Genomic DNA, 25,521 nt, shown 5'->3' on the forward strand with positions numbered 1-25,521 from the left:
GTGTATTATATTATTTTCTGTTTCTTTCTTCAGCGTTACCACCTTGGTGATCTCTTACTTTAATCTTACTGTTTCCAAATGAATAACTTATACCTAAATTGAAATAACGTTGGTCATAGTAGTTATAGTACTTCTGATTTACATTGTTCGTGTTAGTATGTACAGTTGTAGATCCAGTTTTAAAGATGTCATTTGCATATAGAGAGATGTTTAGTTTCTTATCTAGCATTGCATATTTCATCCCAAGATTAAGACCGTATGCTTGGTCTACTTCCCATATACCTGATGTTAAACTCGGTTGGTACCAGAAGTCTACTTGAGCAGTCCATGTCTTAGAAGAATTTAGATAAGCTGTATTATTTGTTGTAAAGTAATATCCACCTCCATTAATCAATTCTAGATTTACATCTTTAGCTAGCTTAGACTCTGAATAGAAGAAGTATAATCCATTCTGAGATTGTAACCATGGGAATGTATTGAATGTGTAGCTTATACCCGCATTATAGTTTTTAGAGTTAGCGATATTATCTCTTAAGTAGGTTTGGTTATTTGTATTAGGATCTACTATTGGATACTGAGAGTATTCGTCTTTCGTATTCGAATAAGATAAGCTAAAGTCTAGTTTACCTTTATAGTTATAAGTAAATTCTACTTTATCTGTAAAGGCTGGTTGTAGTTTAGGATTTCCTTCAGCTACACTATATTCAGTGATATACCATTTAAAAGGATTTAACTCCCAGAACGCTGGTCTAGAGATACGTCTGTTGTAGTTGATAGATAGTGTATTATCGTCATTTACCTTATAAGCTATATATACAGTAGGAAATAGTTTCGCATAATTCTTTTTATTCTTGATGTCATATACTACAGATGTCCCAGTAGTCTGCGTTGTTTCCAATCTTAATCCTACTTGAGCAGTCCATTTATCATTAAACTCTTTACTAGCATTAATGTATAAAGCTTGTGTGTTTTCTTTGTATTCAAAGTTGTCTTTTTGTTTCAAGTCTTCTATAGGTGTACCAGATGATAGATTAAAGAAGTTTGTCTTGTTATTTGTTACAACGAAACTTGCCTTAGCTCCATAAGATAACTTAGCCCATTTTAAGGGTTGTTCAAAGTCTATCTTAGCACTGAAGTTTTCTATTTTTTGATTACCCGTAGAGTTCGCTATGAACATGTTGTTAACAGAGTTATCAACACTAGCTGTATTTGTGTTGAAAAGTCTCTCTTTGTTGTTGATATAGTTGAAATAATCAACATCTATTGTATACTTAGTACCTAGAGTATCAATCTTATGTGTCAAGTTTATATTAGCTGAGTGAGTGTTATTAACTCCGTCATTTTTAGCATTAGTTTTAATGTGTTTCACAGGGTTATTAACAAGGTTATTAACAGTGATAAGACCACCATCGTCAAACTTCGGATCTCCTGTTCCTCCATTGTATTGAGCTCCTATAGATGTTTTATCAGTGATTTGATAATCTATTTGGAAGTTACCTGATAAGTAATCATTATTGTTATAACGCGTACTCTTTCCATTCCATGTTTCTTGTGGGTAGTAGACTGTCGAATTCTCTACCACATTGAAGCCTCCTTTGGTACCAGTTATTCCTGCTTTTAGAGATACTTTATCTTTATTATAGCTAAACACGTCACTAATTCTAAATAAGTTCTTAGTCGATTGTTTATATCCAGCACTGATTTGGTTATTCCACGCATCAGGAAGAGCTTCTTTTAAGACTATGTTGATTAATCCACTATTCCCTTCAGCATCATATTTAGCAGGAGGTGTAGTGATTACTTCTATCTTTTTGATATTGTCAGACGGAATGCTTTTTAGGTATTGTAGTAATTGTTCACCAGTTAGCTGTACTAGTTTATCATTGATCATTACACGTACATTACTTTTACCTACTATAGAGATATTCTCGTTATCTACTTTTAGACTAGGAGTAAGTTTTAATAAATCCACAGCATCGTTATTTGTAGAGTGTACAGAGTTATCTATATTAAACACAGTTCGGTCTACCTTGCGTTCGAATACCTTCTTAGTTGACTCTACTACGATTTCGTCTAGTTTAGTATCTTGTTGTATGGTTATAGTTCCTAAGTCTACAGACTGGTTTACCTCTATATTTTTGTCATATGCTTTCACTCCGAAACTGTGTATTTGGAATGCGTATGTATTGTTTTCTATATCGTGTATCTCGAAAGTCCCCTGTTCATTGGTGAAAGCAGATTGTACTAAGTTACCTTTTGTATCTAGTAAGTATATTTCTGCAAAGTCCACAGGAGCTTTTTCTGTATTTTGCACAGACCCTTTTAATGTATTTTGTGCATTTACACTTAATGCAGTTAAGAATAAAGCAGTTGAGATAAATAATGCTTTCATTGAGTTTTATAGTTTACTTGTTTTGAAAGTATAATTCTATTTGTGTGCCAATTAATTAAAAACAATGTAAGTTGTTGTTATTTAGTTGTTTGTGTTTGTTTTAAAAAAGAGTACTGTTCATTATCGAACAGCTTTTTTCTGAAAATGAACATTTTTTGAACACCAAAGGTCAGTAATGTTCTGTGGAAGTAAAAAAAGTTGTACAGTTGTACGAATCAATAGGTCTATAAACAAAGAAAACTGCTTGGGGAAGCAGTTTTCTTAGGCTAGATTATATGATTAATTAATTTCAAATTGAAGTTTTAATCATTTTGAGCTAGACTGGCTTGTTGTTTATGAAAATTTGTTCTACAAAATTAAGTATATTTTTGATATGTTTTACTTTATATGTAGAAAAGTGGTACTTTTGTTAGATAGATTAGTGTAAAATTAGTGTTTTACGGAGAGTCAGTCTTTAAAAGTAATGCTATGGATATTGAAAGAATCAAAAGTATAAGAAAGAATTCAGGCTATTCGCAAGAGTATGTCGCTGAAAGATTAGGAATTTCGCAAAAAGCATATTCTGATATTGAAAGTGGAAAAACAAAGCTAAAGAATGAGGTATTGTATGAAATTGCTAAGATTTTAGAAATATCTCCTGCAGCTATTTGTCCTATTTCTTGTGAATGTATTTCTAATATAGAAAATAAGCACAATGAGCTTTTAGCCTATTTAGATGCGAAGGGGATAGAGTATCCTGCTAAGTATATCTAGAACTAGATAAAAAAACTTTCGCAGAGACGAGAGTTTTTTGCGAAGAGATAATATAAAAAAGTCCTTAGAATAGCGTATCTATTTCTAAGGACTTTTTATGTTTTTAAGGGATCGATTATATTGACCAACGCAATAAGCTAGCTCCCCATGAGAACCCTGCTCCGAATGCTGTTAGAAGTACTAAATCTCCTTTTTTAATCTTATCTGTATTTTCCCAGATGCACAATGGGATAGTTGCCGCGATAGTATTACCGTAGTTAGCGATATTGACTAATGTCTTCTCTTCTTGTATCTCTATTTGTTTCCCTACAGCATCGATGATTCTTTTATTTGCCTGATGAGGTACCAGCCAGTTTACATCATCTACTGTAAGGTTATTTCTTTGTAGAACATTTAGACAGGCATCACTCATAGACTGTATAGCCTGCTTGAATACTACTTTACCATCTTGTTTGATATATTTTTTGTCATCGTCCTCTTCTAGATCAGTATTAGGGTATAGTGAGCCTCCACCTTCTATATTTAAGAATGCTTTTCCTTGGCCATTACTCTGCATTAGCGCATCCATAACACCTACCTCAGTAGAAGGTTCTAACCATACAGCACCTGCACCATCACCAAAAAGGATATTAGTAGAGCGATCATGAATATTGACATAAGCACTGATCTTATCTGCTCCGATTATTACTACGTTTTTATAGCGTTGGCTTTCTACTAGAGATGCTCCTAGGTCTAATGCATATAAAAATCCCGAACAGGCAGCATTGACATCGAATCCCCATACATTCTCTATACCTAACTTTTCGCATACAATATTAGCTGTAGCGGGCATAGGCATATCAGGTGTAGACGTAGCTACTATGATAGCATCTATATCTGTAACACTTTTGTTATAGGTAGTGATTAGATTCTCTATGGCTCTGATAGCCATATCAGAAGTAGCTAGTCCTTTCTCTAGTATTCTTCTCTCTTTTATCCCTGTTCTTTTTGTAATCCATTCATCAGACGTGTCTGTTACCTTAGCTAAGTCCTCATTAGTTCTTTTCTGCTCAGGTACATACCCACCGATAGCTGTGATATTTGCGTATATAGTTTTGTGAGTAGTTGTTTTTATCATATTGTTATGCGTCTTTATTTCAAGTGAGTTAAATCTTCTTAACTCTTGCTATCTTTAGATTTTATGCATCAAATATCGTTATTATTATCATTTTTATAATAGATAATTAAACGGTAATAATTGTCTAAAAGACGTTTTTATACCAAAGGCTTCTAAATAAACTTTATAGATTATTTTTAAAGTCTGTAGGAGATACCCCAGTATGTGTTTTAAAAAACTTACTGAATACTGACAAATCGATAAAGTTCAACTCATTAATAATGTCTGTGATAGATGATTTAGGGTTTCTAAGGAGCACCTTAGCCTCTAAGATTATGGTTTCAGATATGATCTGTTTTGGCGTTTTTTGGAATACATCTACTATGATTTTTGTAAGGTGCTTTCTACTGATATACATAGATTCTGCATAGAACTGTACACTTCTCTCTTTCTTGAAATGAGTTGAAACAAGGTAGATGAATTTTTTTGCCAACTCCTCTTTTCTCATCAGTTTAGTATTGTCTTTTTGTAATACAGTTTTGCTGTAGAAGTTGCCTAGTTCATACATCAGTATAGAGAAGTGGTGTATGATGAGCTGTTTAGCATAGATATTATCCGTATTATAAGACAGCTGTGTCAGTCTTTTGATATTGCTCTTAAACTCTCTGAACGCTTCTCTAGTCAGAGTTATGATCTTTGGGTATTCAGATGATAAGAAAGAAATCAAACTATGAGATTTGACATGAAACCCCGCTTCTAAGAATAAGTCCGGGTCGATAAAGACCGCTTTTACAGAGAAGTCTTCTGTTAGTCTTTTGATCTCAAAGAATTGATTAGGTAGCACTACTAGTAAGTCGTCTTTCTTAATGATAGTAGGCTCTAGATTAATCGTAATCTCACATCTACCTCCCGTCACTAAGATAAGTCCAAAGGTGGTAAACTGATACGGCTTATCAATAACGAAATACTGTTTGTGCTTAGGGCCTATATCTAGTATAGCTAATCTTTTGTCCGTTAGAACATTCTTATAGCGATGCGTTATATCGCTTAGAGAATAGACTTGTATATATGAAGTATCCACGATGAATCGACAGTTTTAATTATTTTCTAAAATTAGCAATTAGATTGTAGATAGAAGTTAATATAGATTAATAAACGAAAGAGCGCGCTTTATTATTATTCCTCTATAAAGCAACTACAAGTAATCTATTAAAAATCAAAACCTCTGAGAGAATATAATATCTCTCAGAGGTTTCTGCTTGTTGTTATGATGTATTGTTATTTTTTATCTACATGTTTAGCTGTGAACTCATCGATAAAGCCTTCATTGTAGTCATAGTCAGCAGTCATTAGCTCATTATAATCTACTTTTTCTTTTTTAGAGAATCGGCTTCCTATCTTATCGAAGATAGAGTAGATGATAGGTACGATGACTAAGGTCAGTAGTAGAGAGGATAGTAGCCCTCCGATGATTACTACTGCTAGCCCGTTATTCATCTCAGCACCTGCACCATTGGCTAGTGCAATAGGCACCATCCCAATCACCATCGCGATAGTCGTCATTAAGATTGGGCGCAGACGCGCATGGTTAGCAGCGATTAATGCATCGTGTACACTATCTCCAGCATCTACTCTGTGATTAGCAAAGTCTACTAGTAGAATAGCATTCTTACACACTAGCCCGATCAACATGATGATACCTAATATCGTGAAGATATTCAGTGATATATTCGCTATCGCTAATGCTAATAATGCTCCAATGAATGACAACGGTACAGAGAAGATCACGATAAATGGCTTAGAGAAACTATCATATAGCGCTACCATTACTAAGTACACTAATATAATAGCAGCTAATAAGGCTACTCCTAGTGTACCAAATCCTTCTTCTTGATCCTCCATCGTTCCTGTCCATAAGTATTTAACCCCAGGTTTTATAGTCAGTTGTTCGAACTGCGGTACCCACTCTTCTGCTATAGCACCAGGAGCACGTCCTATCGTTTGGGATTTAATAGTCACAGACGGACTCTTATCTCTACGCTCTAGGATAGAGGGACCAGAACTATACTTAATATCTGCAAACTGAGCTAGCTTTATATCTTGACCTACATTGTTCTTAAAGCTAATCTCTTTTACATCATCTATCGTCGTTCTAGCATATTCTTGAAATCTGATATTGATATCATATTCATATTCTCCTGCTCTAAACTTACCATCAGTATTCCCGTTAAACGCAGTTTGCATGGTCATCCCTACTGTGTACATATCTAGACCTAGTGCAGCCATTTTATCACGGTTTACCTGTACATTGATCTCAGGGCTACCTGTTTCTGTAGTCAGCTTTGTCTCCATCGTACCCGGTATTTTATCTAATAGCTCTTTCGCTTGTATAGCGAAGTCCATAGCATCGTCTAAGGTAGATCCTGTTACTGTTAAGGCTAGAGGTGCTTCTTCAGCTCCGATTAGTCCTACGGGTACTGTCTTTACTTTTGCGTCAGCGATGTGTGGCGCTAGCTCATTCTTAAGCTGTGCAGCATATACGAATGAGTTTTCCTTACGATCTTTCTTATCTGTTAGGATTACGTGTATCTCAGACTTGTATTTAGTAGCTTGTGCTCCACCATATCCTTCAGAAGATTGGCCTACTGTAGTGATCATATCTACTATCTCAGGTTTAGTGCTTAAGAAGTCTTCTACCTTCTGAGTCACTTTGTTTGTCTGTTGTAAGGACGCATCTTTATCTAATTCTAGCTGTACTAAGAATTCTCCTTTATCCGTCTTAGGGAAGAACTCTGCTCCGATATATCCCATCGGTAATAAAGCTATCGATGCAAAGAATGATATCGCTACGATAACAATGACAATGATCGTATTACGAGTAGAGTTTAACGACCACACTAGTAAATTAGAAATCCCGTGTGTGAATGAGTTTAACCCCTTTTCGAATCCATGTATAATCTTGCCAAAGAAAGTAGATGGTTTAATCACTTCGATACGTCCATATCTAGAGAATAACCAAGGTACAATAGTGAATGACACTAATAACGATAACATAGTCGCTATAATTACTGTCACACAGAATTGTTTAATGATATTCGGTACTAGACCAGATGACATCGCGATCGGTAAGAATACTACTACGATTACTAATGTAATAGCAGTAACGGTGAATCCAATCTCTTTAGCTCCATCATACGATGCGCGTACTTTGTTTTTTCCCATCTCCATGTGTCGGTGGATATTCTCGATTACCACGATGGCGTCATCCACTAAGATACCTACTACTAAGGATAGGGCTAATAAACTCAGTAAGTTTAGCGTATATCCCAATAAATATATCCCAATAAATGTCGCAATCAAGGATAGTGGGATAGCTACCATCACGATGATAGCGTTTCTCAAACTGTGTAGGAAGAACAACATCACGAATGCTACTAAGACTATCGCTAAAAATAAGTCAAACATTACAGCATTCGCTGCTTCTAATGTGAACTCTGATGAGTCATTCGCTACTTTGATTTGAACGTTATGGTCACTGTAGTTGCGTTCTACTTCTGTGATAGTCTCATGCGTTAGCTCTGATACAGTCACTGCATTGGCATCTGACTGTTTGATAACTTGCATTAAGATTGTAGACTTTTGATTCAGACGTGCGATCTTTTCGATTTCTTTAATACCGTCCTGTACATCAGCTACATCGCCTAAGCGAATATCTATACCACCCTGAGAAGCAATGACTAGCTTTCTCATTTCCTCTACATCCTTGTATTTTCCTTCTAGGCGAATGATGGTTTGTTTGTCATTCGACTTTACATTACCTGTAGGGAAGTCTAAGTTAGACCCTAAGATGATCTGCTGTACCATAGGTACACTAAGTCCATACGCTTCTAGCTTTTTAGGATCTAGTAATACTTGTATCTGTCTTTCTTCTCCTCCGATAAGCTCTACCTTAGCCACTCCATTCACACGAGAGAAGATAGGCTGTATCTTTTTGTCTAATAAGTCATATAGCTCTTTCTCTGTTAAGTCACTCGTGATACTCAGTGTAAGGATAGGTAAGTCACTCAGTGAATATTTCTGTAGCGAAGGAGGATCTACATCCTTAGGTAAGTCCTTTAGAATGGCGTTGATCTTGCGCTGAGCATCGTTAAGAGATAAATCTACATCAGCAGTAGAGTTTAAGTATATCATCACGGTAGACAAGCTCTCGAATGACATGGCTTCTACTTTCTTTACATTCTCTAGCGAGGCTACAGCATCTTCTATTTTTTTGGTTACCGTATTTTCTATCTCAGAAGGTGAAGCTCCTGGATAGACTGTTGCAACTGTAATTACGTTTACTTCAAACTTAGGAACTAATTCGTAACTCAGATTTTTATAACTAAATAAACCACCTAGCAGTAATGCAATGAACATTACGATAATGATACTAGGACGTTTTATTGATATTTCGGCTATTTTCATAAGTCGATCCTTTGATTTTAGAGGATGTTATTTAATGATTGATACAGGCGCACCTTCTGTTAGGTTGATTTGTCCTGATGTGATAACAGTCTCACCTTCTTTAAGGCCTTCTAGTACTTCTACGAAGTCCCCGAAGTTACGACCTGCTATTACTTTTTTAGATACTGCTTTTCCTTGTATAATAGTGTACACCTGATTAGAACTAACACTACCTACGAATGCATTACGCGGTACTAATAGGATAGGAGTACCCGCATCTTTCTCTCCATCGAATATCGCTGAGCCATACATACCTGCTCTTAATTTGTTTTCTTGATTATTAGCTATTAATAGATCTACAGGATAGTTTAGTGCAGCGTCAGCTTTAGGGGCGATGAATGTCACTTTGCCTTGGAAGGTATCGTTAGGCAATACACTTGCTTTTACAGTAATGATATCTCCTTCTTTTAGATTAGCCACATGGCTCTCATCTACATTCACTCTTAACTTAAGCTGGGCTACATTCACTAGATCAAATAACGGAGCACCTGGTGCTACGAAAGACCCCAGTTCTACGTGTTTCTTATTAATGATACCACTGATAGGTGCTTTAATATTAGCATCGCCAGCCGTGATACGAGCAGACTTCAGGTTAGCCTCTGCATTTTTTAGCATAAGACGTACTTGATCCAACTGTTGTTGAGTCACTCCTCCAGTCTTAAATGCACTCTCAAATCTGGTTGCATCCGCTTTAGCAGTAGCTAAGGCTGCTTCAGCATTCTGTACCTGTACGTTGATCTGATCGCTATTTACTAGTGCTAATACTTGACCTTTCTGTACACGAGACCCTTCGTCTACTAATAGTTTATGGATACGCCCAGGTGTTTCTGCTGAGATTGTTACCTCTTGTTCTGGCATGAAGTTTCCATTTGCTTTATACGAAGCATCGAATACCTGTAGTTTAGCTTGTTCTGCTCTCACAGTTACCTCTGCACTGCGCTCAGCCACGATAGCAGTTTCGCGGTCATTCTTAGCTTTATTACTTGATAATATATAGACTAGACCTCCTCCTAAAACGACTAGTACTAAGGCGATAATTATTTTTTTCATGATGATGGTTATGTTAGATCTTTTGTACGATTAATCTAATAGTTTCTTTAATTCTCCTTGAGCTTTTATTAATTGGATCTGTGCTAGCTTATAATCTAGCATAGATGTAGTATAGTTATTCTCTGCCTCCGTATACGCATTCTCAGCATTGAGTAAATCTGTTAGTGAAGCCAGACCATGCTTATAGTTATTCTGGATATTAGACAGGATGCTTTTAGCTAGACCTACATTGTCTTTTTGAATATCTATGGTGATTAGAGCATTCTCTAATGACTTCTGTGCATTGCTAAAGTCTAGTGATAGTGCCTCCTTTACATCGTGTATCTGTACATCTACTTTCTTTTGTTCGATTTCTACTTGTCTCACTTTAGAGCGTGTAGCAAACCCACTAAACACAGGTATCTTTAACTGTAATCCTACTGCTGAGGTGTTCATCCAATACACTTTATCTGCTGTAGAACCTCCCCAAGGTAGCTTGTCCCCAAGCCCTTGATAAGCGAAGTTTCCGAAGGCTGCTAACGATGGATAATAGTCCGCAACGATAGACTTTCTCTTGTACTCTAGTAGGTCTTTTTGTTTCTCTAATAGGTGTATTTCTGTTCTGTCATCTATTCTATTCTCTGCTAGTATACCACTGTCATCTACTGTAAAAGTTGTGTCTGGCATCGCGATAGGGGTGTTTACATCCATTCCCATAAAGAACTTTAGTGCATTCTCTTGTAAGTCTATCGCATTGACGATTTTTTGTCTTGTAGCTTTGATATTACTAAGACTTACCTTAGTACGGTCTAGGTCTATCTGTGTAGCCAGTCCATTGCTATGCAGGTCTTCTATAATGTTCTTTATTTTCGTAGTACTCTCTATGGTAGTCTCTATCGTCTTCAGCATAGCTTTCGTCTGATATACCTGATAGTATGTACTCGCCACTTTCTCTATAATCTGCTCATCTGTAAGTTCTTTGTTGATGATATAAAACTCTTTAGCAGTACGTGCCGCTTTAAGTCCCATAAAGACAGCTTGGTTAAACAGTACTTGTGACGCTGTAGCAGTGATATTAGAGTTCCACTTTAGATTAAAAGGAATCATCTGTGTCTGTCCACCCATCGTTAGAGGCATCTCCTGTATCTTCACATTGTTCAGTAAGTTCGCCTCTATATCTATACGCGGTAGTGCATTCGCTCTTACTTCTTCTATCTGATACTGGCTATTCTCTATATCTAAGGTAGCTTGCTTAGCCTCAGCTTTGTGCTGTAAGGCATAGTGCAGTGCATCTTTAAGACTTAGAGGTTCTTGTGCATTTACAATAAAAGTCGCTAATAGTGTAATAAGCGTTATTTTAAATGTCTTCATTATTTATTCTTCTGAGTTAATTCTTTGAATATTTTTAATCCTTTTTCCGTAGCAATACTGCGGATGTGATATTCTAGATGCAGCGCATGTATCTCTAGATGACTGTAATCTGAGTCAGGGAAGTAGTCTAGGTCTTCGATAGCGACTAAGGATGCGATGTGAAATCTAGCCACATAGTCTATATCTATCTCAGAGCGGTATACTCCTTCTTTGATTCCTTTTTCGAGGTTCTGTTCTATAAGGCGAACATATTTCTTCTCATGGAATATCTTTTGCTTTTGCGCCAGTTTAGGATAATATTTCGTCAGCTGATAGAAGCAGGCAGAAGAGTCTATTAAGAAGGTCTGATTGATATCATCATGAGCAGCTAAGATTTCGGGTATTGCCTCTCTACCTTCTTTTAGTGTTTGTTCTAATGTGATTAGAAACTTTGCATTGATACTTGCTAATGCTTTCTCTATTAGTTCTGGTTTAGAAGCATAGTGTTGATAGATTGTTTTTTTAGAGATACTCAGTTCAGCAGCTATATCATCCATAGTCACGGTCTTAAATCCTTGACTAAGAAACATTTGGGTTGCTTTTTCTAATATTTGGGTTTCCATGTTTTTAATTATTTGTTTGGCAAATATAGTTTGGAAACTTTAAAACTTAATTAGTTTCTTTGGTGATTAAGGAAACTTTAACGTATTGTTTAGTTTCTTTGTTTTTGTAATATATTGTATATAAGGTATTAAGGTGTTTTTATGTAGGAAACTTTTGTTTGTAAAAAAGTTTTTTAAGAAAGTGACAAATAGGTTATAGCTATCTTATTTATGATCAATATTGGCTAGTTTAGAAGATAAATTTGAGTTCAGAAGTACAGTAATGCAGTATGCGAGTCAAACCGTTGTTAGTGCTGAGTTGCGTTTTAATTTTTGGTACTGCTCGCATAGTTATCGGATAGTTATCGCATAGTGGTCACATAATTAAAGCTGTTTTTTATGCGATCACTATGCCATCAAGCTGCGATCGTGATGGTAGCAATGCTAATGGGAATAAGGTATGACAGAGTATATATTTATGATAGCAGAGAGACTAAAATGATTGTAACTATAGGAGCTTAGTTCATGTAATAAGGGATGGTAGATTCGTTAGTATGAGATGATTCGGGTGTTAGATGAATACAGTTCGGAAAACAACCTTTTAAGCCTAGTAAATACTGCATATTACCGAATACTATCCGAAGGGTAGGAGAGTTGTTATATGTGGTATTTTGATTGTTAGTGAGTTAAGGTTATACGTGCTAGTCATAGTAAGGCAATACATCCATAAGGAGGCATTATCTCCATAATAGACTATTCTAGTGATTTATAGTTAATTGTTAAAATAATATAATTATATTTATAGTTTATAATTTATATGTTTTAATAAATAGGCATTTTTAACTAAAGGATGGTTTTTAGGAATTAAAGATTGTGAAAAAAGAGATTAGAGGGTTGTGTAAAATGTGAAAGAAAGTTTAGTGATTAATAGTAGATTCTAATAAAGTATTGCGTTTTAAGGTTGTATAAATGAATGTAGTAGAGGTACTACTAAATTATTGAATAGGGTATGTATAGAGTTTTATTAATAAACATGATCTCATTAGCACTGCTGTTTAGCAGTTGTAAGGATGATGAAGAGCAGGTGATTATTGATACTCCTATAGAAGAGGTGATGGTGGAGACTATCGAGAGTGTGGATGAGACTAGCTCTGGTTGGGAATTAGTAGAATTAACCACAGACGAGAAAATAGTGAGATTAAGTGCACTATATGCAGGTCAGGAGGTGGAGGTAATTACAGATAGTATACCTGGTGTGATTACTAGATTTAAGAGACAAATGATAGATTTAAATCAAGTATTGGGCGTACCTGATAGACGTTATTTTTTTGATAATCCTGAATTGTTACCAGTATTGACTCCTTATAAAATTAATTATGTCGATGGTACTTCTGCTGATGCAGAAGGAATTTATGTTACTACGAAGCGAATAAGTAGTCATCCAGCGCAAGAGGGCAATAATATACTTGCGGATATAGATACAGAACAGGTGACACAGTTAGAAATGAAGATGTGGGATGTGTACGATGAGTCTATGAATATGTTTGGGTATCTAGTGGATAGACCGATACGATCTATTGTATACAAAGGAAAGATCGATATCCTAAAACAGGATACTTATGAGATTAGCAATAGAGAACCACTTGTAAAAACAGAGTTGGGTGAAGTAAAGCTGATGAGGTCGGATGATAAGGAAGTCACTTTAGACTTACCTTATAATAGTGATTATTATATCGTGGTCTATGGGATGTCAGAAGAGGGTAAGGTCATAAGAGATGTCTCTAGAACAGGTGAAACAAAAAAAGTGAAGAAAGGTGTACACCACAAAGGGAGAAATCAAGTGTCTATCGTATTTGCTCATCCTATAGATAAGGTTATGATCAGGGTATATAAACGAGCTGGTGCTAGCTCACTTGCTTTTAGTTTTGAACATCGTATAGCACCTGATACAGAAGAAAGATTGATGACGGATAACTAGGCAATAGCTTTAGGTGCTAAGGATATTCTCTTTATACTAAAAGTGGTGTGGTAGATAGAATAACATAATCAACAGATATTAAGAATAGAATTATCATACTGTACAGTGAAGTATGAAGAGGATAAACAGAATGGTATTTTTAGATAAGCATTAGTGATAACCGTTTAAAAAAGGGATATAGATGATTATCTTCGAAAAAAACGCGTATTTTTACACAAAATAATTTAAGTAATGCAATCAATAGTTAAGTATAAAGAGCAGATTTCTGAATTTATAGATTCGATTTCTTTATCAGGTACTCCAAAGGAACTTTACGAACCGATCTCATATATATTATCATTAGGAGGGAAACAAATTCGACCAGTATTGACTTTAATGGCAGCTGATGTTTTTGGTATTGATCCTAAGAAAGCCATTCACGCAGCTACGGCTATCGAATTATTTCACAACTTCTCTTTAATGCATGATGATATCATGGACGATGCACCTCTTAGAAGAGGACATCAGACTGTACATGAGAAATGGAATACCAATACGGCTATCTTGTCTGGAGATGCGATGTTGATATTAGCATATCAGTACTTTGAAAACTATGAGAGCGATACGTTCCGTGACTTAGCTAAGCTGTTTAGTAAAACGGCTATTGAGGTATGTGAAGGACAGCAATGGGATATTTGTTTTGAGAATAGAAACGATGTGAGTATTCCGGAGTATATTCAGATGATTAAGTTTAAGACTGCAGTACTAGTAGGGGCAGCCTTAAAGATGGGAGCTATCGTAGCAGGTAGTAGCCAGAAGAATGCTGAGGATATCTATGACTTTGGTATTAACTTAGGGATTGCGTTCCAGTTACAAGATGATTATCTTGACGCATTCGGTGATGCAGCTACATTTGGTAAACAAGTGGGAGGTGATATCCTAGAAAATAAAAAGACATTCTTATATCTAAAAGGAGTAATGAATGCAAATGAATCACAACGTGAGGAATTAGTAAACTATTTCTCTAGTACAGAACAGAATGCAGAGGAGAAAGTAACTCGTGTAAAGGAGTTATTTATAGAGACGGGGTCTGCTAGTGATTCTAAAAACTTGATTGAGGAGTACACAATTAAAGCATTAGCTATCTTAGACCAAATGGACATTGCGGAAGATAAAAAACAGCAATTGAGAACATTTAGTCATGAACTAATGGATAGAAGAGTATAAACTGACTAGGTCATGATAGAAGAGGCTGTACTGTATATAGAACAGAAGGTGGGTGAGTATAATCTACTGGGAGAATTAGTAAAGCAAGTCGAGAAAGACTTTCGTATGACTGTGGACCCTTCTATAGAGATAGTGGCAGATACACCTTCTAAGTTGGTTTATGAAGTTTATAATCAGTTGCATAAAATAGTGACACAGACATCTGTATCTAAGTTTTCTAGTCTACTGTACAGAATAGATATCGCAGAGGCAGATATCAAGGCTATTAAAGGTATGGATATAGAGGATTACTTGAAGCAAGTGACTTACTTGATTTTAAAAAGAGAGTATCAAAAGGTGTATATACGAAGTACACTGTAAATATAAAATAGAAGAAGCACCCTTATAAGGTGCTTCTTTTATTTTATACTATAATGATTAGAAGTAAAATCTAACGAAAGGCATATAGGCACTTCCATACACCATGTCTTTTTCTTTATATAAGACATTGTATCGCACACCGATGGTGACAGGTCCGTTACTGTATCCTATACCTAAGAATAGAGCAGTGTTCCAGAAGTTGTCATCTAGTTTTTCTCCTGTGTGATACTTATAGGTGTTATTTACTCTTAGCTGTTCTAATTCTGCAGAAAGTTGTATTTCTGGTATGGGGTTCGACAGTGCTATTATACTACCTCCATATAGCCAAGAGTTGTATTCCTTTATACTACTATTGTAGTAGCTTCTGTTTTTACTACTGATATAGCTTCCCTGTAGTCCTACACCTGCTGCAAAATAAGGGTTAACCTGGTATAATGCGCTCGGAGCAACCATGACATCTGTGTAACCACTTCCGAAGCCAACTCCAAGACCACCACCAAATTTCCACCTTTTGTTAAAATCATAATTTTTGGAGCTATTTCCTTGATCTTGTGCAAGAATGGAAAAGGAGCCACCTAAAAAAAATGATATTGATAAAAAAAACAGTAAATAGTTGATGTTAAATCTTTTCATTTCAATTTTATAAAATAATTATCAGATAAAAATAAGCAAAAGTTTATAGTTTTGTCATAAAGAGTTGTATTTTTGTAGATATAATATTTAAACAAAAGGTCTTTAGACGAAATTATGGATAGATATTCCTTTTTAAATGCGGCACACACTGCATTTTTTGCAGATTTATATGATCAATATTTAGAGAGCCCAGATAGCGTAGAGCCAAGCTGGAGAGCTTTCTTTCAGGGATTTGACTTTGCAAATGAATACAATGGTGGGCCTGTTGAGCAATTATCACAAGCTTATACGTCAAGTAATAGTGTTGGTGTAGATAGTTCAGCGCAGTTAGGGCAACTTCAAAAGGAGTTTGCTGTATTAAAATTAATTGACGCTTACAGAACTTATGGGCATTTATTGACTAAAACAAACCCATTAAGAGACAGAAAAGTAGAGCATCCAGATTTGAGTTTAGAGAAGTTTGGTCTTTCTCAAGCAGATTTGAATGTTAATTTTGAGGCTGCAAAAACAATACAACTACCAACTACTACATTGGGACAAATCATTGCCCAATTAGAGAAAATTTACTGTACTACATTAGGTATTGAATACAAGTACATCACTAATGATGCTGCTGTACAATGGATTCAAAATCACTATGAGGCTACAGAGGCAAAATTTGATAGTGAAGAGAAAAAAGAAATTCTGCACAAGTTAATTGAGGCAGTTTCTTTTGAAAACTTCCTAAACACAAAATACGTTGGACAAAAACGTTTCTCGCTAGAAGGTCTAGAGGCTGCAATACCAGCTATGGACTTTATGATGGACGCTGCTGCTGAAAAAGGAGTAGAGGAGATCGTAGTAGGGATGGCACACCGTGGACGTCTTAATGTATTAGCTAACGTATTCCACAAACCTGCACAAGATATCTTTGCTGAATTTGACGGTAAAGATTATGATGCAGTTGAAGGATTTGACGGAGATGTTAAGTATCACTTAGGTCTTACTTCTACGCGTAAGACTCGTTCTGGAAAAGAGATTCATGTTAACTTAACTCCTAACCCTTCTCACTTAGAGACAGTAGGAGCAGTTATCGAGGGTATCGCTAGAGCGAAACAAGATACTATCTTTGTAGATCAACCATCTAAGGTATTACCTATCGCTCTTCACGGAGATGCTGCAATCGCTGGACAAGGAATTGTTTATGAAATTGTACAGATGGCTAAACTTAGAGGGTATAAGACAGAGGGTACAATTCACATTGTATTAAACAACCAAGTTGGTTTTACGACTAACTATTCTGATGGTCGTTCTTCTACTTATTCTACAGATGTTGCTAAAGTAACTCAATCTCCTGTATTACACGTTAACGCTGACGATACTGAAGCTGCAGTAAGAGCATTCTTATTCGCTTTAGATTACCGTATGCAGTTTGGTACAGATGTATTTATTGACTTAGTTGGATACCGTAAATACGGACATAACGAGGGAGATGAACCAAAGTTCACTCAACCAATCTTGTATAAGCTAATCTCTAAACACCCTAACTCTCGTAATATCTATAACGCTAGATTATTAGAGGATAAGGTGGTAGATGATGCTTTCGTAAAATCTTTAGAGCAACAATATAAAGATGCTTTAGAACAAGAGTTAAGCACTTCTCGTGAAAAAGAATTTGCTAAGGTTAGAACATTTATGGAAGAGAACTGGGATGGATTCCACATCGCAGGTCGTGACAAAATGGTAGCTGACTATGACACTAAAGTTTCTAAAGAGAAATTGACTGCTATAGCTGAAGTTATTACAGCATTGCCTAGTGATAAGAAATTCATCAATAAGGTGACAAGACTTATCGGAGATAGAAAAGCAATGTTCTTCGAGAAAGATGCTTTAGACTGGGCTATGGGTGAGTTATTAGCGTATGGTACATTATTGACAGAGGGATACGATGTGCGTATGTCAGGTCAAGATGTAGAGCGTGGTACATTCTCACACAGACATGCTGTAGTGAAAACAGAAGATACAGAAGAGTCAATCATCTTATTAAACCAATTAAAAGAGCAAAATGGTCAAATGAGAATATTCAACTCTCTATTGGCTGAGTACGCTGTTTTAGGTTTTGAGTATGGTTATGCATTGACTAATCCTAATACATTAACTATCTGGGAAGCACAGTTCGGGGATTTCTCTAACGGAGCTCAGATTATGATGGATCAATATATCTCTGCTGCTGAAGATAAATGGAGTAACCAGAACGGTATCGTGATGTTATTACCTCACGGATATGAGAATCAAGGTGCTGAACACTCTTCTGCTAGATTAGAGCGTTACTTACAGTTATGTGCTGAAAGTAATATGTTCGTAACGAATGTAACTACTCCAGCTAACTTCTTCCACTTAATGAGAAGACAAATGATCACTGACTTCAGAAAGCCATTAATCAATATGTCTCCTAAGAGTTTATTAAGACACCCAGCTGCGGTATCTTCTATCAGTGACTTTACAGATGGTAAATTCCAATACGTGATAGACGATGCTAATGTAAATGCTGCAGATGTAAAATCAGTAGTATTGTGTAGTGGTAAGTTCTACTACGACTTAGTAGCTAAGCGTGAAGAATTAGGTAGAAAGGATATTGCATTTGTTCGTATCGAACAGTTATTCCCATTGCCAATCGAACAAATAGCTGAAGTATTAGCGAAGTATACTAATGCAGACGACTTCGTATGGGGTCAAGAAGAGCCACGTAACATGGGTGCTTATGGACATATGTTAATGAACTTTGACTTGAAACCATTGCGTTATGCAGGTAACCAAGCATTCAGTGCGCCAGCTTCAGGAAGTTCTGTACGTTCTAAAAAACGTTATGCAGAAGCTATCGCAAAAGTGTTCGACAAGAATTTATAATAGAAAAAAACGTATTTTTACATAACAATATTTAATTAAAGCATATACAGATGAGCATCTTAGAAATGAAAGTTCCTTCGCCAGGTGAATCAATTACTGAAGTTGAAATCGCTACATGGTTAGTAAAAGATGGAGATTACGTTGAAAAAGACCAAGCTATTGCTGAAGTAGATTCAGATAAAGCAACTTTAGAATTACCAGCTGAAGAAAGTGGTATTATCACTTTAAAAGCAGAAGAAGGTGACGCTGTTGCTGTAGGGCAAGTAGTTTGTTTAATCGATATGAGTGCTGCAAAACCTGCAGGAGGTGCTTCTACAGAAGCTAAACCAGCTCAAGAGGCTCCTAAAGCAGAAGCTCCTAAAGCTGAACCTGTGCAAGCTGCAGCTACTACTTATGCTACTGGAAGTGCATCTCCAGCTGCTAAGAAAATTTTAGAAGAGAAAAGCATCAACCCTGCTACTGTAACTGGTACTGGTAAAGATGGTAGAATCACTAAAGAAGATGCAGTAAACGCAAAAGCTTCTATGGGTACGCCAACTGGTGGACCAAGAGGAGAAGAGCGCAAAAAAATGTCTATGTTGCGTCGTAAGGTAGCTGAGCGTCTAGTAGAAGCTAAAAACACGACTGCTATGTTAACTACTTTCAACGAAGTTAACTTAACTAACGTAAACAAATTAAGAGCTGAGTATAAAGATGCTTTCAAAGCTAAGCACGGTGTAGGATTAGGATTTATGTCTTTCTTCACTAAAGCGGTTACTCGTGCTCTAGAATTATATCCAGACGTGAACTCTATGATCGATGGTCAAGACCAAATCAAGTTTGACTTCGCTGATATCTCTATCGCTGTATCAGGACCAAAAGGTCTAATGGTGCCAGTAGTGAGAAATGCTGAGTTATTATCTTTCCGTGGTGTTGAGGCTGAAATCAAGCGTTTAGCTATCAGAGCTCGTGATGGACAAATCACTGTAGATGAGATGACAGGTGGTACATTCACTATTACTAATGGTGGTGTATTCGGATCTATGTTATCTACTCCAATTATCAACCCTCCACAGTCTGCTATCTTAGGTATGCACAATATCATTGAGCGTCCTATCGCTGTAGATGGAAAAGTTGAGATTCACCCAATGATGTATGTAGCGTTATCTTATGACCACAGAATCATCGACGGACGTGAGTCAGTAGGTTTCTTAGTAGCTATTAAAGAAGCTTTAGAGAACCCAACAGAATTATTATTAGGTAATAATCCTAAAAAAGCTTTCGAACTTTAGTAGTTAGAAACTTTTTGAAATATATGAAACGGCAACTATTTATAGTTGCCGTTTTTTTTATGTTATATATTCCACATTGCGGAGCTTTTTGTGCTAAATAATTAAGCTGTATTTCGCAATATTTAGTCTATTGGTTTGCTGTCTTAATAGGGTGTCTTATCCCTTAGTGCTAGTAGGGTAGGGCTATTTAAAGCACTCATATTGTTTTTTGTAAAGTATTGTAAATTAGGTTTTTGTGTAAGTTGTTGATTGTTAGTAATTGTTAATAACTTGTACCATTTGTGAATAAGTAGCTTGTACACTAATTTTTTATAGAGCAAAAAAAGCATCATATTTGTAAAAGAGAGGAGGAGTACTCTCGTGATATTTTAATCTTTTATATTCAATATAGTATGGCTGTTCAAGAACCAATTTTAACTGAAAACAAAAATAGATTCGTAATATTTCCTATCAAACATCATGATATTTGGGATTGGTATAAGAAGATGGAAGCTAGCTTTTGGACAGCAGAAGAGATTGATTTACATCAAGATTTATCTGATTGGAACAATAAGCTAAATGAAGATGAACGTTATTTTATCAAGCATATCCTTGCTTTTTTCGCTGCTTCTGATGGTATTGTAAACGAAAACCTAGCAGAGAATTTTGTAAATGAAGTGCAATACGCTGAGGCAAAGTTCTTCTATGGATTCCAGATTATGATGGAGAATATTCACAGTGAGACTTATTCTCTGCTTATCGATACATATGTGAAGAATGAGGAAGAAAAAGATAAGTTGTTTAGAGCTATTGAGGTGTTCCCTGCTATTATGAAAAAGGCAGAATGGGCACTGAAGTGGATAGAGTCTGACTCATTTGCAGAGCGTTTAATCGCTTTTGCTGCTGTAGAAGGTATCTTCTTCTCAGGAGCGTTCTGTTCGATCTTCTGGTTAAAGAAAAGAGGGCTTATGCCTGGTCTTACTTTCTCAAATGAATTAATATCTAGAGATGAGGGAGTACACTGTGACTTCGCAGTACACTTACATAACCATCACTTGATTAATAAAGTTCCTAAAGAACGTATTAGAGAGATTTTAGTAGATGCTTTAAATATAGAGAGAGAATTCATTACAGAGTCTCTACCTGTTAGCTTGATCGGTATGAATGCTACTTTAATGACTCAATATTTAGAGTTCGTCACAGATAGATTATTAGTAGAATTAGGATGTGAGAAAGAATATAATGTAGGAAATCCTTTTGACTTTATGGATATGATCTCTTTACAAGGGAAGACAAATTTCTTCGAAAAGCGTGTGTCTGAATACCAAAAGGCAGGAGTGATTTCTAAAGAAGAAGGAGGTAATAAGATTAGCTTCGACGCAGATTTTTAATTGTTAACTTAAAAAAGGAAAAAGAGTAGATGTACGTAATAAAAAGAGATGGAAGAAGAGAGCCTGTAAGTTTTGACAAGATTACAGACCGAATTAGAATACTGTGTTATGAGCTAAATGAGTTTGTGGATCCGGTAAAGGTAGCGATGAGAGTTATCGAAGGATTATATGATGGAGTAGCTACTTCTGAGTTAGATAATCTAGCAGCAGAGACAGCGGCTTCTATGACGGTTACACATCCAGACTATGCACTGTTAGCAGCTAGAATAGCTGTGTCTAACTTACATAAGAATACAAAAAAAGTCTTCTCGGAAACAGTAGAAGATTTATATAGATATGTCAATCCTCGTACAGGACAGGAAGCTCCACTTATAGCTGATGATGTGTATGAGGTGATAAAAAAGCACAGTGAGAGATTAGATTCTACTATTATCTATCAACGCGATTTTAACTATGATTATTTTGGTTTTAAGACTTTAGAGCGATCGTATTTATTGCGCTTGAATGGTAAGATTGTAGAGCGTCCTCAGCATATGCTGATGCGTGTGGCAGTAGGGATACACTTAGATGATATTGATTCTGTTATAGAGACATACGAACTGATGTCTAAGAAGTATTTTACACACGCTACACCGACGTTATTCAATTCTGGAACACCTAAGCCTCAGATGTCTTCTTGTTTCTTATTGACGATGAAAGATGATAGTATTGAGGGAATATACGATACACTAAAACAAACAGCTAAGATTTCTCAATCAGCTGGTGGTATAGGTCTTTCTATTCACAATGTACGTGCAACAGGATCTTATATCAGAGGGACGAATGGGACTTCTAATGGTATTGTGCCTATGCTGCGTGTATATAATGATACCGCTAGATATGTAGACCAAGGTGGAGGTAAGCGCAAAGGTAGCTTTGCTATTTACTTAGAACCATGGCACGCAGATGTATTTGACTTTATCGAATTGAGAAAGAACCACGGTAAAGAAGAAATGCGTGCGCGTGATTTGTTCCTTGCTTTATGGATCAATGATTTATTCATGCAACGTGTAGAAGCTGATGACAAATGGACTCTAATGTGTCCTAATGAATGTCCGGGTCTATGTGATGTTTATGGAGAAGAGTTTGAGCAACTTTATCTGAAGTATGAGAATGAGAGTAAAGGACGCCGTACTATAAAAGCAAGAGAGTTATGGGAGGCTGTATTAGAAGCTCAAATAGAGACAGGTACACCTTATATGTTATATAAAGATGCTGCTAATGCAAAGTCAAATCAGAAGAACCTAGGTGTAATTAGATCATCTAATTTATGTACTGAGATTATGGAGTACACTTCTCCTGATGAAGTAGCAGTATGTAATCTAGCGTCTATCTCATTGCCAATGTTCGTAGAGGATGGTCAATTTAATCATCAGTTTTTATTTGATGTAACGAAGCGTATTACGCGTAACTTGAATCGTGTAATCGATAGAAACTACTATCCTGTAGAAGAGGCGTATAATTCTAATATGCGTCATAGACCTGTAGGGCTTGGAGTACAAGGATTAGCAGATGCATTTATCATGATGAGAATGCCATTTACTAGTCCAGAAGCAAAGCAATTGAATCAAGAGATATTCGAAACGATATACTTCGCTGCTTTAACTGCCTCTATGGAGATGGCTAAAGAAGAAGGAGCTTATTCTACATTTGAAGGCTCGCCTATTTCTAAAGGAGAGTTCCAGTACAATATGTGGGGTGTGAAAGATGAAGAATTAAGTGGAAGATGGGATTGGGCTTCTTTGAGAAAAGAAGTGATGGCTAATGGAGTGAGAAACTCTTTACTATTAGCTCCAATGCCTACAGCATCTACTTCTCAAATCTTAGGAAATAATGAGGCATTCGAGCCTTATACTTCAAATATTTATACAAGACGTGTGTTATCAGGTGAGTTTATTGTTGTAAATAAACATTTATTGAAAGACCTTGTAGAGCTAGGGCTTTGGAACGAGGACTTAAAACAAGAGATCATGCGTGCGAATGGTTCTATTCAGCATATTGATTTTATACCTGCTGATATTAGAGAATTGTATAAAACAGTATGGGAACTTAGTATGAAAGATATCATTGATATGTCTCGTCAACGCGGATATTTTATCGATCAGTCTCAATCTCTAAACTTGTTTATGGAAGGAGCAAACTATGCTAAGTTAACTTCTATGCACTTCTATGCTTGGAAGTCAGGCTTAAAGACAGGAATGTATTACTTGCGTACGAAGTCTGCTGTAGATGCGATTAAGTTTACTTTAAATAACGAGAAGAAAGTTAATCCAAATGCAATAGAAGAAGTAGAGCAGGTGTCTGTAGAAGACTATCAAGCGATGTTGAGAAGAGCAAAAGAAGCTTCTATGAATGATGAAGATTGTGAAATGTGTGGTTCTTAATTGAATATAAAGCACTATAAAATATAAAGGTAGCCTCATTTTGGCTACCTTTTTTTGTTGTTCAATTCTCTTAAGTTGATAAATTGACAATTAGTATTGTATCTTTGTACCATTAACAATTATATACTATGTCTAAAGAAACTAAAAAAGGTATTTTTAAAGGAGAGATAGAGAAAGATGCTAAAGGGAATTATTTCTGTGGGCCTTATTTATTAGATTACCAATATACAGAAGCAAACTTCAAAGTAGGTGATGTGATCAGCATTAAGAAAGCTATTGCTAACCCTAGTAATATGAGTAGAGAAGACTACCCAATGAAGTCAATGAAGTTCTTCTTAGCAGGTGAAGAATAAGATTATAGAGACGGAGTTATACCAGAACTATAGATAAGAATAGGTAAGGAGTGATGAATAGTCACTCCTTTTTTTGTTTATGTTCTGTAAGATAATCGTTATATTTACTGTTAAAGAAATAAGCTATGAGAAAGATATTCTCTATTGTAGGAGGATTGTTATTATTGGGTATTGGTGTTTTTGTGTATCAGAATTATTATCAGAAGAACAACTACCCTTCTAAACCTAAAGTTGTAAAAAATAGTAATCGTATCCGTACTATAATAGATGAAAAAGATATAGGATTAGATATGTATTATCTAATCAAACAAGATAATGGAGAAGATATAAGAGTAGATCATGTATATTATTATGATGTCGTCGCTCCTGATTATTCTAGTGAGAATTATATTCGTTTTACAGATAAAAACAGAGAGTTAGTTGGTCTATATAATGATAAAGGACAAGTAGTTATAGAACCTGTATATTCAGGGTTAACCAAAGTGCATAACGGTATGCTATATGCTCTAAAAGGTGCTGTAAAAGATAATATAGGAAGGAATGGTGATAGACATAATGTACTTCTAGGAGGAGATACCTATCTTTTAAATACAAAAGGAGAGGTATTAATCGAAGATATGCTAGAACCTTATATTGATTTAGATATGTTTAGCTTAAAAATTACTGACGAACCTCTGGAAGATAATTATTACGTTAGCTTAAAGGGGGTAAATGGTAAGTATTATAACTTCGTTCAATTAGAAAAGTATTTACAGCATTTCACAGAACAGGTATTCTTACCAAGTACAGAAGGAAGTAGATGGGAGAAATATTTATCAGATAATCTGAAAGTGAATTTAGAAATAGATAATGATAATATAGGGGATTATGTAATCATCAATAAAAAAGAGTTGCTACAAGATAAGAAAGAACTAATAACTCAAGCATTTGACTTAATTAGAGCTGGGGATAATAGTCGTTATCACATAGATTATTATATAGAAGATGGGGTGATAACTGATGATACAGAAATTACTTCTGAGCAAGACAGAAAATTATATTTAGATGAAGAAGGCAAATGGAGAAGTGCTGAGTTTCCTGTGTTTAGTGTAAATATAAAGGAAATTAAAGGTAAACAGACGAGATCTAATCACTTTGATTTCTATAGAAATAAAGAAGGTGGAATGACTCTTTATCAGATTACTATTCGCGCTCATTATTTCTAATCGAGGAAGAATGGTTTTATTTAGGGGATTAGTTGTGAATATACTAAAATGTTCTTTTTTTCTCTTTTCTGGAGGAGTTAATCGAGGAATATAAGCAGTATATTTGTGGAT

General features: G+C 35.8%; 19 protein-coding genes. 11 read left to right on the top strand and 8 right to left on the bottom strand.

What is annotated here, in order from left to right:
• Positions 1–10: 10 nt before the first annotated feature.
• Positions 11–2,392 carry an outer membrane beta-barrel family protein gene (locus HX049_RS00850; protein ID WP_286413428.1) on the bottom strand — a complete coding sequence of 794 codons (2,382 nt, stop codon included), beginning with the start codon at positions 2,390–2,392 and terminating at the stop codon, positions 11–13.
• Between the two features lie 468 nt (positions 2,393–2,860).
• Here HX049_RS00850 and HX049_RS00855 point away from each other — a divergent pair, with 468 nt between their 5' ends.
• Complete coding sequence (locus tag HX049_RS00855; RefSeq protein ID WP_006262765.1) at positions 2,861–3,145, top strand: helix-turn-helix domain-containing protein; 285 nt, start codon at positions 2,861–2,863, stop codon at positions 3,143–3,145.
• A gap of 115 nt (positions 3,146–3,260) precedes the next feature.
• On the opposite strand, the gene HX049_RS00860 is transcribed toward HX049_RS00855, so the two are convergent.
• From HX049_RS00860 to HX049_RS00885, 6 genes are all read right to left on the bottom strand, one after another.
• On the bottom strand, positions 3,261–4,262 hold the full coding sequence (locus HX049_RS00860; RefSeq protein ID WP_286413429.1) for a beta-ketoacyl-ACP synthase III: 1,002 nt from the start codon (positions 4,260–4,262) through the stop codon (positions 3,261–3,263).
• 163 nt (positions 4,263–4,425) lie between these two features.
• Entirely contained in the window at positions 4,426–5,322 is an 897-nt protein-coding gene (locus tag HX049_RS00865; RefSeq protein WP_286413430.1) for a helix-turn-helix domain-containing protein, read from the bottom strand.
• Positions 5,323–5,519: 197 nt separating this feature from the next.
• Positions 5,520–8,705, bottom strand: coding sequence for an efflux RND transporter permease subunit (locus HX049_RS00870; protein ID WP_286413431.1), 3,186 nt, complete (start codon positions 8,703–8,705; stop codon positions 5,520–5,522).
• 27 nt (positions 8,706–8,732) lie between these two features.
• Positions 8,733–9,794: an efflux RND transporter periplasmic adaptor subunit gene (locus HX049_RS00875; protein ID WP_286413432.1), complete on the bottom strand. Its 1,062-nt coding sequence runs from the start codon at positions 9,792–9,794 to the stop codon at positions 8,733–8,735.
• A gap of 30 nt (positions 9,795–9,824) precedes the next feature.
• On the bottom strand, positions 9,825–11,144 hold the full coding sequence (locus tag HX049_RS00880) for a TolC family protein (protein WP_286413433.1): 1,320 nt from the start codon (positions 11,142–11,144) through the stop codon (positions 9,825–9,827).
• The gene (locus HX049_RS00885) at positions 11,144–11,746 is read right to left on the bottom strand and encodes a TetR/AcrR family transcriptional regulator (protein WP_286413434.1); all 603 of its coding nucleotides are present in this window, start codon (positions 11,744–11,746) and stop codon (positions 11,144–11,146) included. The genes HX049_RS00880 and HX049_RS00885 overlap by 1 nt, the downstream gene beginning before the upstream one ends.
• A gap of 378 nt (positions 11,747–12,124) precedes the next feature.
• Here HX049_RS00885 and HX049_RS00890 point away from each other — a divergent pair, with 378 nt between their 5' ends.
• From HX049_RS00890 to HX049_RS00905, 4 genes are all read left to right on the top strand, one after another.
• Positions 12,125–12,247, top strand: a complete 123-nt coding sequence (locus HX049_RS00890) for a hypothetical protein (protein WP_286413435.1) — start codon at positions 12,125–12,127, stop codon at positions 12,245–12,247.
• 511 nt (positions 12,248–12,758) lie between these two features.
• Complete coding sequence (locus HX049_RS00895) at positions 12,759–13,703, top strand: hypothetical protein (protein ID WP_286413436.1); 945 nt, start codon at positions 12,759–12,761, stop codon at positions 13,701–13,703.
• Positions 13,704–13,934: 231 nt separating this feature from the next.
• The gene (locus HX049_RS00900) at positions 13,935–14,909 is read left to right on the top strand and encodes a polyprenyl synthetase family protein (RefSeq protein ID WP_006266276.1); all 975 of its coding nucleotides are present in this window, start codon (positions 13,935–13,937) and stop codon (positions 14,907–14,909) included.
• A 12-nt stretch (positions 14,910–14,921) separates the two neighbouring features.
• Positions 14,922–15,269, top strand: a complete 348-nt coding sequence (locus HX049_RS00905) for a hypothetical protein (protein WP_286413437.1) — start codon at positions 14,922–14,924, stop codon at positions 15,267–15,269.
• Positions 15,270–15,326: 57 nt separating this feature from the next.
• Here the strand turns inward: HX049_RS00905 and HX049_RS00910 are convergent, their stop codons facing one another.
• Positions 15,327–15,902 carry a hypothetical protein gene (locus HX049_RS00910; protein ID WP_286413438.1) on the bottom strand — a complete coding sequence of 192 codons (576 nt, stop codon included), beginning with the start codon at positions 15,900–15,902 and terminating at the stop codon, positions 15,327–15,329.
• Positions 15,903–16,016: 114 nt separating this feature from the next.
• On the opposite strand from HX049_RS00910, the gene HX049_RS00915 reads away from it, so the two are divergent.
• From HX049_RS00915 to HX049_RS00940, 6 genes are all read left to right on the top strand, one after another.
• The gene (locus HX049_RS00915) at positions 16,017–18,788 is read left to right on the top strand and encodes a 2-oxoglutarate dehydrogenase E1 component (RefSeq protein WP_286413439.1); all 2,772 of its coding nucleotides are present in this window, start codon (positions 16,017–16,019) and stop codon (positions 18,786–18,788) included.
• A 50-nt stretch (positions 18,789–18,838) separates the two neighbouring features.
• Complete coding sequence (gene odhB / locus HX049_RS00920) at positions 18,839–20,059, top strand: 2-oxoglutarate dehydrogenase complex dihydrolipoyllysine-residue succinyltransferase (protein WP_286413440.1); 1,221 nt, start codon at positions 18,839–18,841, stop codon at positions 20,057–20,059.
• A gap of 392 nt (positions 20,060–20,451) precedes the next feature.
• Positions 20,452–21,429 carry a ribonucleotide-diphosphate reductase subunit beta gene (locus HX049_RS00925; protein WP_286413441.1) on the top strand — a complete coding sequence of 326 codons (978 nt, stop codon included), beginning with the start codon at positions 20,452–20,454 and terminating at the stop codon, positions 21,427–21,429.
• A 29-nt stretch (positions 21,430–21,458) separates the two neighbouring features.
• Positions 21,459–23,852 carry a ribonucleoside-diphosphate reductase subunit alpha gene (locus HX049_RS00930; RefSeq protein WP_286413442.1) on the top strand — a complete coding sequence of 798 codons (2,394 nt, stop codon included), beginning with the start codon at positions 21,459–21,461 and terminating at the stop codon, positions 23,850–23,852.
• 128 nt (positions 23,853–23,980) lie between these two features.
• On the top strand, positions 23,981–24,205 hold the full coding sequence (locus HX049_RS00935; RefSeq protein ID WP_286413443.1) for a hypothetical protein: 225 nt from the start codon (positions 23,981–23,983) through the stop codon (positions 24,203–24,205).
• A gap of 125 nt (positions 24,206–24,330) precedes the next feature.
• Complete coding sequence (locus tag HX049_RS00940; RefSeq protein ID WP_286413444.1) at positions 24,331–25,410, top strand: hypothetical protein; 1,080 nt, start codon at positions 24,331–24,333, stop codon at positions 25,408–25,410.
• The last annotated feature ends 111 nt before the right edge of the window (positions 25,411–25,521 follow it).

It is taken from the genome of Myroides odoratimimus, assembly GCF_030326305.1.
Lineage (GTDB): Bacteria > Bacteroidota > Bacteroidia > Flavobacteriales > Flavobacteriaceae > Flavobacterium > Flavobacterium odoratimimum_A.